This window comes from Mesorhizobium sp. M7D.F.Ca.US.004.03.1.1, from assembly GCF_003998635.1.
Lineage (GTDB): Bacteria > Pseudomonadota > Alphaproteobacteria > Rhizobiales > Rhizobiaceae > Mesorhizobium > Mesorhizobium loti.
This window is the reverse complement of the sequence record NZ_RZQG01001718.1, coordinates 1-528: the sequence shown is the minus strand read 5'-3', so window position 1 is coordinate 528 and position 528 is coordinate 1. Positions and strand designations below refer to the sequence as shown.

At 64.4% G+C, this 528-nt stretch carries 1 pseudogene; it reads right to left on the bottom strand.

Features of this window, described 5'->3' with window-relative positions:
* Positions 1 to 316: 316 nt before the first annotated feature.
* Positions 317 to 528 (bottom strand): annotated as a pseudogene (locus EN935_RS39680) (hypothetical protein); the annotation flags it as partial.

Sequence of the window (528 nt, the reverse complement as noted above, 5' to 3'; positions counted from 1 at the left end):
ACCGCTTTGCGTGTCTCGGATGGCGGCACAGCGGTTTCGAGATCGGAGTCGACTTGAAGCAAACTTCACGCCCCTCGGTGGCGATGCCTCGCAGCCAGGTTGGATGACCGCGCACGCCAGGATGTTCGGCACGCTTCCACCCGCTTAGATGCGAGACGGGTGAAGATGATCATCTGCACAACGTCCCCATGCTATCCGCGTGGGTCGGTTTCGAAAGTGGCCGGCTCCTGCCGCTCATACAAGTGGAGTTGGGGCGCGGGGCGGATCAAGCATATCGGATGGGACCCACCGGGCTGTCGGCGAGTCCGCGCCTACATCATCCTGGCAGCGCCAGACGCTCGTCCGGCGTCATGCGGGCCTCGGCTTGCCGGCGAATGTCCGGACCGGCATGGCGGAGCATGGCACACCGGTCTTCAACAGTGTACGTGGTCGCCACGCTGCCCCTGGCCAGATCGTAGATGACGCACGGCTTGTTCGCGATGGCGAGCCGAAGCACGTTGACGGCAGTGCCGGGTGATGCGCCATCCC